We start from the raw sequence: 9,588 nt of genomic DNA, 5'->3' as shown, positions 1-9,588 counted from the left end.
GAGCGATCGGACACGGTCGATCAGCTTGAGAAAACTCTGAAGCCGGTCTCGCCGCGAGTGTTTGATGTATCGACGCCAGAAGAGATGCGAAAGGCTCTGGCCGAGATACGCGATCAGATCGAGAGTCTTTAGTCGATTCGGGTTCGTTGCTTGTAGTGGACGTCTCAAAACACCGCTTGCTTACGCGCGCGGCTCAGTAGATTGATTGCGTTGGTAAATTGATGGCGTTGGTAGATTGATTGCGTTGGTAAATTGATGGCGTTGGTAGATTGATGGCGTTACTAGATTGGTGGCGTTGGTAGATTGATTGCGTTGGTTGATTGATTGCGTTACGGAGCCGCGACCGTAAGGAAGCGGGTTTCACTGCGCCCTGTTAGTTGAGTTAGTTGCTGCTGCTCAACGCGTGTTCAACAACCTTCTTCATTTGATCGAACTCCACCGGGTTGTAGCCTAACGACTGGAACAAGATGGTCCCATTGGTTCCGACGACATAGGTTCTGGGAATTCCGCTATCGGCAAATCGGGCGTAAATCGAACGGTGCGGATCAGGAGCGATCGGATAGGTGAAGTGCTGCTTCTGGCGGAACGCCGTGATCTCCGGCGGAGATTGCTCGCGCGCGATCGCAACCATGGCGAAGTTATCGGACTTATGCTTTTGCCAGATTTCCTTTTCGAGTCGAGGGATCTCGAACGTGCAAGGTCCGCACCAGGTCGCCCAGAAATTTACCACCACGACCTTACCTTTTAGATCGGGGATTGAGAACAGGTTGCCGGATGTGTCGGTAACTTTGAATGACGGCATCGGCTGGCCGACTCGCGTCTTTCCCTCGAGTTGCGGGTTAGCGGATTGCCCTGTGGCCGCAATATAGGTCAGGCAAATCAGGAATACGAGACGAGGGGTCTTCATTTGAATCCCATTATGTCTCAATGTGCTGCAATTTGTGATGTTGACTTACAGCAGCGCCGTCATCGCTCTTTAGTTCCGTGAAGACTAATGTCGAGAAGATGGTCGCAACACCGAGCACCAGGAACGCGCGGTGAATGCCGTGAATCATCTCCGGCGCCGTCGAATGAAAGCGGTCGGGGATGAAGAACGCCGTGGCGAGCGATGCCGAGGCGATGCCGAAACTGACCGACATCTGCTGCATTGTGCTTGCGATGGTGCTCGCGCTACTGGTCTGTTCGGGCGTGATGTCCGCATAAACCAGCGTATTCATGCTCGTATATTGCAGCGACGTGAAGAACCCGAAGAAGAACGCCTGCAGCACGATGAGCCAGATCGGGGTGCCGGGGCCGATGGTGGCGAACAGGATGATCATCACGCCGAGAATCACAGTGTTCGAGATCAGCACGCCGCGATAGCCGATTAGTGACAGGATCCGAGGCATGGTTAGCTTCAGGCTCATGGCCGCTATCGCCTGAGGCATCATCAACAAGCCGGATTCGATGGGACTAAAGCCCAGTCCGACCTGGTAGAGGAGCGGGAACAGGAAGGGGATGCCGCCGATTCCCAACCGCGTGAAGAAGCTACCGTCGACTGACGCGCGAAAGGTACGGATGCGGAATAAGTTGAGGCGCAGCAACGGAAACTGTGCACGGGTGGCACGGAACCCATAAGCCGCGATTAGGACCAGCGAGACGACCAGCATCGCTGAGATCTCAAACGGATCCGCCCCGTGCTCGCCGAAGACTTCCAGGACATAGGAGAGTAGACCGATGCCTGAGCCGAACAATAGAAGTCCGGTAACATCGAGCGGATGCGTGTGCTCCTCACGATAGTCCTGTAAGTGCCGGTCGACCATGTAGAGTCCGACCAAGCCGATCGGGATGTTCAGGAAGAAGATCACGCGCCAGTGGAAATAGGCGACAATGAAGCCGCCGGCTACCGGGCCGAGCATAGGGCCGATGAGTCCGGGAATCGCGACAAAACTCATGGCGCGGACGAGTTCAGACTTAGCAAATGTCCTCACCATAGTCAGGCGGCCGACGGGAAGCATCATGGCTCCGCCGAAGCCCTGCAGAATCCGGCACGCCACCAGAACGTGGATGTTGGTCGATAGCCCGCAGAGGAAAGAACCCAGGGTGAACAGGCCAATGGCTGACGCAAACACCCGCCGCGTGCCGAAGCGATCTGCCATCCAGCCGCTAATTGGAATGAAGACCGCGAGACTCAAGGTATAGCTCGACAGCACGGCCTTCATACTCAACGGCGCTACTTTCAGAGCCTCGGCGATGGCCGGAACCGCGGTATTCAGAATGGTGGTGTCGAGCGACTCCATGAAGAACGCCACGGCAACCAGCCACGGCAGCAAGCGCTTACTGCCGGTCGGCGTCGTCGGGGCGTTTAGAGTATCGGGCAAGCAGGTTTACTGGAACTTGATCTGCGCGATGACCAGTAGCGGCATTTGCTGGTTCCAGTTATCCGGCACATCGTCAAAAGCGAGGCGAAACGACTTAGTCGCGTTCGGCGCCAGCGATCCGGTCTTACCGACCACCGTCGCCAGCTCACGATGAACTTCCTTGCCGGAGTAGTCGTAAAACACGCAGTTCACGGTGACGTTAGACAGAGTCCGATTGCCCCCATTCGTGATCTTGCCCATGATCTCGAATAGCGACTTACCGACATAACTTTCGGAGGTCTGAGGCTTAACATCGCTCAGCTTCAGATTCGAGAGATAACTACGCGCTTCCTGAGTAAGTACAACAGGAGGAGGCGGCGGAGGCTTCGGGCCAAACGTCAGCCATCCGAATAGACCTAGTCCGGCCAGGACAACCAAAGCGATAACGATGGCAGCCGGAGAGACTTCGATCCGCGTTTTCGATGGCTTGAGGCTCGTATTAACGTCCGCCAACCGTCATTTCTCCTACCAGCAGCGTCGGCGAAGCGACCGACCCGCGAAATTCGAGATTGCTCGCCGGTTCCAGATTCGCAAGCATCTCTTGAATGGTACCTGCAATCGTCACTTCGGAAACGGCAAACGCCAGACGTCCGTTTTCAATCCACAAACCGGAGGCGCCCCGCGAGTAATCTCCGGTTGCAATGTTGACGCCGGAACCGATCAGCTCCGTCACGAAGAATCCGGTTGTAAGTCCGGCGATGATCTCTTCAGGAGTGCGCGTTCCGGCTTCCAGGTAGAAGTTGCCGTGGCCCACGCCGGCGTTCCCCGTGATCCCGCGCGATGCGTTGCCGGTAGTCTTCATGCCGAGCTTGCGCGCCGAGTAGCAATTCAGCAGATAGTTCGAAAGCACGCCGCGCTCGATCACCGGGGTTCGCCGCGTCTTGACGCCTTCATCGTCAAACGGGTGCGAGCCGAATCGTCCGGGAGTGATTCCGTCATCGATCAGCGTCACGCGATCATTCGCCACGCGTTCACCCCGTTTGCCCGCCAGGAACGACGAACCGCGGTACACGGAGCGCCCCTCGACTGCGCCGAAAAGCGAACCCACGAAGGATCGCGCAACTCGCGACTCGAACACAACAGGGACCTTTTGTGTAGCGACTTTGACGGCGCCTAAGCGCCTGACGGTGCGCTCGGCGGCAATGCGGCCCACCTGCTCCGGATCTTCCAGGTCCGCCACGCCGCGCGCCGAGCTGTACCAGAAATCGCGCTCCATGCGCCCATCCTGCTTGGCGACGGGCACGCATCCGAGCGAACAGGAACTGGCGCGATACTCACCGGAAAACCCGCGCGAGTTGGCGAACACGTGGCGCCCGCGATGCGAATCGAACGAAGCTCCGTCACTGTTCGTGATGCGCGGGTCAACGCACAACGCCGCCGCTTCGGCACGCTTCGCCAAATCAATGCGCGCGTCGGGTCCAAGGCGTTCGATGTCGTCGCTGTACAATTCGAAGTCGTTCGCATGCGACCCAAGTTCGTCAATTTCCGGCAGCCCCGCCAGCGGATCTTCTCCACTAACGGACGCGATCTCCAGCGCGGACTGCACCAGCTTCCCGACACCCTCGCGCGACAAGTCCGATGTGTAAGCGGAACCGACGTGAAAGCCTCGAAGCACGCGAATGCCGGCACTTCGCGATCCCGCCTGTTTCAACGTCTCGACCTCACCCAATCGGACGCTGACCGAAAACTCTTCGCCCTCAGCAATGGTGCATTCGGCGTCGGATGCGCCCGATCGGCGCGCCAGCTCGATGGCTTCCGTCGCCAGGTCCAGCAGTTCGCTCAAGCGGTTCCCCCGACCGTCATGCGGTCAATCCGAACGGTAGGGATGCCGACGCCGACCGGAACGCTCTGCCCGTCCTTGCCGCAAGTACCGATGCCTTCGTCCAGCTTCAGATCGTTACCAACCATGCTGACGTATTTCAAAGCTTCGGGACCGTTGCCGATCAGCGTTGCATTCTTCACGGGACGAGTTAGTTTGCCACCTTCGATCAGGTAAGATTCGGACGCGCTAAACACAAAATTGCCGCTGGTGATATCCACCTGGCCGCCGCCGAAATTCGCGCAGTAGAGACCTTTCGGTACCGACCGGATAATCTCATCGGGATCGCTCTCGCCCGCGAGCATGAACGTGTTGGTCATGCGCGGCATGGGGATGTGTTCGTAACTCTCGCGTCGTCCATTGCCGGTGGGCGCGTTATTGGTCAGCCGGCTCGAAAGCTGGTCCTGCAGATAGCCGCGAAGGATGCCGTTTTCGATCAGCACATTGCGCTGCGTGACGTGGCCTTCATCGTCGACATTCAGCGAGCCGCGGCGATTGCCGATCGTGCCATCGTCAACGACGGTGCATAGCGGACTTGCGACCTGCTCGCCCACGCGGCCCGCGAAGGCGGATGTACCTTTGCGATTGAAGTCGGCCTCGAGCCCGTGCCCGACCGCTTCGTGGAGCAGCACGCCCGGCCAACCCGGACCCAGCACGACCACCGACTCACCCGCCGGCGCTTCCACCGCATCCAGCTGCACCACAGCTTGGCGCGCCGCTTCTTTGGCGAAGTCTTCAGGCGTTCTCCGGTTAAGGAAGAAATCGAGCTCAACGCGGCCGCCGCCTCCCGAATAGCCGGTCTGCGCCGCCGCTCCGTGCTGCCGCGCCATCACTTGCACGCTCAGGCGCGCCATCGGTTGGCGATCGAAATTCAGCAGGCCATCGGAAGTCGCGACGAGCACATGCCGTAAGCTGTCCGCATAAGTCGCCTGCACCTGGAACACGCGGGAATCGTAAGCGCGGGCAGCCTTCTCGGCGCGCTTCACAAGGTCAACGCGGTCGGCCAAAGCGGTGTCCGACGGCGCGGTAAACACCGGATACAGATTGCGGCGCGAGCCTTCTTCGAGCGGCGTTTTCTCCACCTTCGAAGGCCCGTTCGCGATGCACGCCGCGATCTTCGCCGCGCTCAGGATTTTCTCGGGACTGAGGTCGTCCGAATAGGCGTATCCGGTGCGCTCATTGGCCAGTACGCGCACGCCGACGCCGAGCGAAACGCCTTGGGTTGCGGATTTGACGATACTCTCGTCGATGCCGATGGAGCTGGTCGCCAGATACTCGAAATAGAGGTCAGCGTAATCGCCGCCATGGGAAAGCGCCGCGGATAGATAGCGCTCCAGGTCGCGCCGCTCGATGCCGAACCTGGCGGCGAAAAACGACTCGGAAAATGTCATTAGGGTGTAACTTCAGCTTAGCAATGCGTTGGGTTATCGTGAGCTTGGCAGCAGTGCAGCCTTCGGGTCGAGGGCTTCAAATTCGTTTCCTGTTGTTTTCCGCCCGGCGTTGCATTACAATTTCGCCATGAAGTTCTTGCCGGCCGCGCTCTTCTTTATTGGGTTGATCATTGTGGGAGGCTATGTTTACGAATCGCACCATAAATCCCACCCGGCTTATCCGCCAAAGAGCAGCGTCGCGGCGTCCCCTCGCCCTACCGCTGAATTAGAACAACGTCAACAGGCGATTCAGTCCAAACTCAAGGCGGCCAAGTCGCATGCCCAACCGGTTCACGGAGGGGCGCCGTCGCCCGGCGTTCAGGATGAAATTAATCAGCTGCAGAAGGAACTGGATCAGGCGAATGCGGAACTACTGCAAAGCCATCAGAAGGTGCAACCGAGCCAGCCGGCCTCCTCCCAGCAATCCAAACTGCTTGCGAGCGTGATATTCGGCATCGCGGGGATGTACCTCATCCTTTCGAAAAGCGTTCCGGACTCCCAAAAAGCCTTCGGATACGGGCTGCTTACGATGATCCTAGGATTTTGGCTGCACCTCTAGTTAGACCCCGGTACTTGAAAGCCTTATCGAAGGGGAACTCCCCAACGTCGAGATCGAAGCCGGGCAGTCGAAAATGCCCCCCAACATACACGTTCGACGCGGAGGACCCTCCCTTTCGGTCGGGCTCGGAGTGGGGCTGTACGGTCGCCTTTCATCTTGCTTGTGAACCGAGGGTGATGCCGAACTCAGTAACAGAGTTTGATCAGCCTCACTTAGACTCCATCTCAGAGCAGCAAGGCTTCTCGACCGGCTTCGGTTCCATTAGTTCCGCGCGCGTATGATTCGGGTCGTATAAGTTCAACTGCCACTTACCATCGCGTCCAATCTTCGGCGCTTCCGTCTGATATCCGCGACTCTTCAGAAGCTCGTAACTCTTCTGCACATTGGGCACTCCCAGCGCCAGATGATGCATCACTCCCAGTGTTCGCGGACTCGGGTTCCTTTGGTTCAACATATACTCGAGCCAGTCCGTTCCATCCGGCACGCGCATGTCGACCCAGTCCGTCACGTTGTCCTTCATGCCGCCGTACCAGACGGAATGGAATCCAAGAATGTCCCGATAAAGATGATCCGCCGCGGTGCGATCCTGAATCGTAATTCCAACGTGAATGATGTGATCCGATATACGCCCATCCGCCATGAACTTACCGAAGTTCTTAGTGTGCAGCGACCCCGGCATATACTGCACGAACTCTACATTATGTCCGTCCGGATCTTTGATCATGAAGTTAAGGTTCCCGTCGCGCCCCTTGTTTGGCGCCGCCGGAACGGTAACTCCCTGCGCGGCCAGGTAATCGCGTAACTGCTGAATGTCCGTCGTTTCAAACGCGATGTGCGAGAGCCGGTCTTGCGCGTCGTTCTGCAACTCCGGGAAGATTTCGATGTACTGGTGATCGTTGACTTTGAAGTAAGTCAGCATCAGGCCGCCGCCCGGTTTGTCGATCGAGAACGGCTCCTGATAACCCAGCTCCTTACCGTAAAAATTGCGCGAAGCCTCCAGATTGTCCGTTCGCAATCCAATGTGCGCGACTCCAATGATGGGAGGCCGGCCGGCGGCTCGCACCCCAGGGCTCGGCCGGAACCACAGCAACCCGCAGCTTGCCGCTAAAGCTGTAAGTACGACGATCCAACGTAAGCGCATATCGATGCCAGTATATTCGCTCGCTATCGCTCTTCGCCGAGCAGCAAGCGCTCGAGGCGCTGCAGATTGGGCACCTCGCCCATGGCGATCAGGAAATCCCCGGGAGACATCTCCATATCCGCAGGCGGGTTGAATATCATCTGGCCTCCGGGCTTTCGAATGGCCAGCACGATGATCCCGAGCTCGCGCCGCAGCTGCATTTCCCGCAGTGTTTTCGAGGCGAATTCCGTGCCCGCGGAGACCTGGATCTGTTCGATGGCCACATCGAGCCCCATGGTTTGCGTGGTGAAATCCAGAAAGCGCGACACGTGCGGGCGCAGAATGGATTGCGCCAGCCGGTGCCCCGTGATGGTGTAAGGAGCGAAGACCGTATCGGCTCCCGCTCGCCTGAGTTTCTCCTCGGCTTCTTCTTCCGCGGCCCGGGTAACCACGTTGAGCTTCGGATTTAAGGATTTCGCCGATAAAATCACGAACAGATTGTCCGCGTCGGTGGCCAGTGCCGAGACGAGTCCGATGGCCCGCGAAACTCCCGCCGCCCGCAGCGCTTCGTCACGCGTGGCGTCGGCTGCGAACGCGATGATCCCCGCGGCCATGGCGCGCTCCACCCGCTCCTCATTGCGATCGATCACAACGAACGGGGCTCCCGCGCTCTGCAGCTCATGCGCGACGCTGCGGCCCACCCGGCCGAATCCGCAGATAATGACGTGCTTCTCTAGTTGGTCGATCATGCGTTTACTCCTGCGCTTTCCAAACGGGTCCTGGAGTTCCAGCTCAATCACAATTTGCGTGATGGCTCCCACCGAGAAGAACATCACGCTCACGCCAAACAGGATCAGGAAGGAATTGAAATAGCGTCCGGCCTGACTGAGCGGATGCACTTCGCCATAGCCCACGGTCGAGATCGTGATCAGCGTCATATAGAACGCGTCGAACACCGGATAGCGCTCGATCCAGACAAAGCCGGCTGTCCCCATGGCGATGGTGAACGCCAGCAGAATCGCGATCAGGGTGATGCGGCGAGCGATGCGGTCGCGCATTAGCGGCTCTTGACTCCACGTCCGGGAAATAGCCCGTCAACCAATTTCCCGTCCCGAACCACAAGCGTTCCGCCTACCAGAACGTAGCGCATCCCGACCGATGGCAGCGCCGGGTTCGCATAGGTCGCGCGATCGCTCACCGAGGCCGGATCGAAGACCGCGATATCGGCATCGGCCCCCACGCGAATGCGTCCTTTCCTGCCCATCGCGGCGCTGACGTTCTCCAGCCGCTGAGCCGGCGCCAGCGACATTTTGCGAATCGCCTCGGTAAGCGTCAGCGCGTGGTCGTCACGCACATACTTGCCCAGCACGCGCGCATACGTCCCGGCGCTGCGCGGATGTCCTTTTCCGTTCTCCAGATGACCGTCGCTGGCAATCATCACCATCGGATCCGCGATCGCCTGGCGCACGGCGTCTTCCGGAATGTTATGCAGGATCACCATTCCACCGCGGCGCCGGTAATCCGCGAACGTTTGCGCGGTCAAGCGCTCGCCGGTGAGTACCCATTCGAGATCGCCGAAGCTCATGCCTAACCGCTGCTGCCAGCCGGGGTCGAAGACGGCGGTTTCCAGCCGCGTCATCCCGGCGGTGTACGGATACGCCTCCGTGGTTACATCCAGCCCATGCGCGCGCGCCCCGCGAATCATCTCGAGCCCGAGGTCGGTTTGCGCGAAAGCCATGCTCGGCAGGTGGACGACGTGCAGCGACGCGCCGGTGATCGCGGCGTCGGCGATCACTTCTTGAAGCGCATCCACAAAGCCCGGTTCCATCGGCCCGGGACTGCGCATATGCACGAAACAGCCCATGCGGTATTCCGCCGCGAGCTGAAACAGCTGGAGGATCTCTTCGCGCGTCGAGGACGGGACATACGCGATTCCGAGCCCGATTCCGAGCGCTCCCTCATCGATCCCGCGCCGCACGCGCGCCAGAATTTCGCGCTGCTGTTCGGGTGTGGCGGGCTCAGTCACGGCATGATCGCGCGGCAGCCATTCGCCCGAATCATGCATCACCTGCATGCGCGCCGGAATGTGACCGGAGCTGGCGCCGAAGTTGACGACCGCCTTGCCTTCGCGCGCCCGATACCAGTCGCCCACTGGATTCGCGCCCACCTCCATTTCAAGCGCGGTGGTCACTCCATCCAGCGCTTTCAAACGGTAATTCTCATTGTCCTGACCGTGCGAATGCAGGTCGATAAATCCCGGC

Annotated in this window: 9 protein-coding genes; 1 reads left to right on the top strand and 8 read right to left on the bottom strand. The window is 59.1% G+C overall.

The genetic code is table 11. The features are described from left to right. Nucleotides 1-382 precede the first annotated feature (382 nt). Genes H1Y01_RS12605 through tldD form a run of 5 tightly spaced genes read right to left on the bottom strand, consistent with a single transcriptional unit; the run spans nucleotide 383 to nucleotide 5,609 of the window. Nucleotides 383-907 (bottom strand): TlpA family protein disulfide reductase, encoded by a 525-nt coding sequence (locus H1Y01_RS12605; RefSeq protein ID WP_180540868.1) that lies wholly within the window; start codon nucleotides 905-907, stop codon nucleotides 383-385. Nucleotides 908-917: 10 nt separating this feature from the next. After that, nucleotides 918-2,360 carry a DHA2 family efflux MFS transporter permease subunit gene (locus H1Y01_RS12600; RefSeq protein WP_219341506.1) on the bottom strand — a complete coding sequence of 481 codons (1,443 nt, stop codon included), beginning with the start codon at nucleotides 2,358-2,360 and terminating at the stop codon, nucleotides 918-920. Nucleotides 2,361-2,366: 6 nt separating this feature from the next. Continuing rightward, a complete protein-coding gene (locus H1Y01_RS12595; protein WP_180540867.1) occupies nucleotides 2,367-2,852 on the bottom strand; it encodes an FxLYD domain-containing protein in 486 nt (161 codons plus the stop codon). Beyond that, nucleotides 2,839-4,182, bottom strand: a complete 1,344-nt coding sequence (locus H1Y01_RS12590) for a TldD/PmbA family protein (protein WP_180540866.1) — start codon at nucleotides 4,180-4,182, stop codon at nucleotides 2,839-2,841. Before H1Y01_RS12590 ends, H1Y01_RS12595 begins: the two co-directional genes overlap by 14 nt. Further along, nucleotides 4,179-5,609: a metalloprotease TldD gene (gene tldD, locus H1Y01_RS12585; RefSeq protein ID WP_180540865.1), complete on the bottom strand. Its 1,431-nt coding sequence runs from the start codon at nucleotides 5,607-5,609 to the stop codon at nucleotides 4,179-4,181. Before tldD ends, H1Y01_RS12590 begins: the two co-directional genes overlap by 4 nt. A gap of 127 nt (nucleotides 5,610-5,736) precedes the next feature. Here tldD and H1Y01_RS12580 point away from each other — a divergent pair, with 127 nt between their 5' ends. Beyond that, nucleotides 5,737-6,207 (top strand): hypothetical protein, encoded by a 471-nt coding sequence (locus H1Y01_RS12580; protein ID WP_180540864.1) that lies wholly within the window; start codon nucleotides 5,737-5,739, stop codon nucleotides 6,205-6,207. Between the two features lie 208 nt (nucleotides 6,208-6,415). On the opposite strand, the gene H1Y01_RS12575 is transcribed toward H1Y01_RS12580, so the two are convergent. From H1Y01_RS12575 to H1Y01_RS12565, 3 genes are all read right to left on the bottom strand, one after another. After that, nucleotides 6,416-7,348, bottom strand: coding sequence for a VOC family protein (locus H1Y01_RS12575; RefSeq protein WP_180540863.1), 933 nt, complete (start codon nucleotides 7,346-7,348; stop codon nucleotides 6,416-6,418). Between the two features lie 23 nt (nucleotides 7,349-7,371). Beyond that, a complete protein-coding gene (locus H1Y01_RS12570; RefSeq protein WP_180540862.1) occupies nucleotides 7,372-8,385 on the bottom strand; it encodes a potassium channel family protein in 1,014 nt (337 codons plus the stop codon). Further along, on the bottom strand, nucleotides 8,385-9,588 hold a 1,204-nt coding region (locus H1Y01_RS12565; RefSeq protein ID WP_180540861.1), incomplete at its 5' end, for an amidohydrolase family protein. The genes H1Y01_RS12565 and H1Y01_RS12570, both read right to left, overlap by 1 nt.

Origin of the sequence: Nevskia soli, assembly GCF_903970205.1 — a bacterium.
Classification (GTDB): Bacteria; Acidobacteriota; Terriglobia; order Bryobacterales; family Bryobacteraceae; genus Bog-113.
The sequence above is the reverse complement of the archived record's forward strand: the minus strand, read 5'-3'. Positions and strand labels throughout refer to the sequence as shown.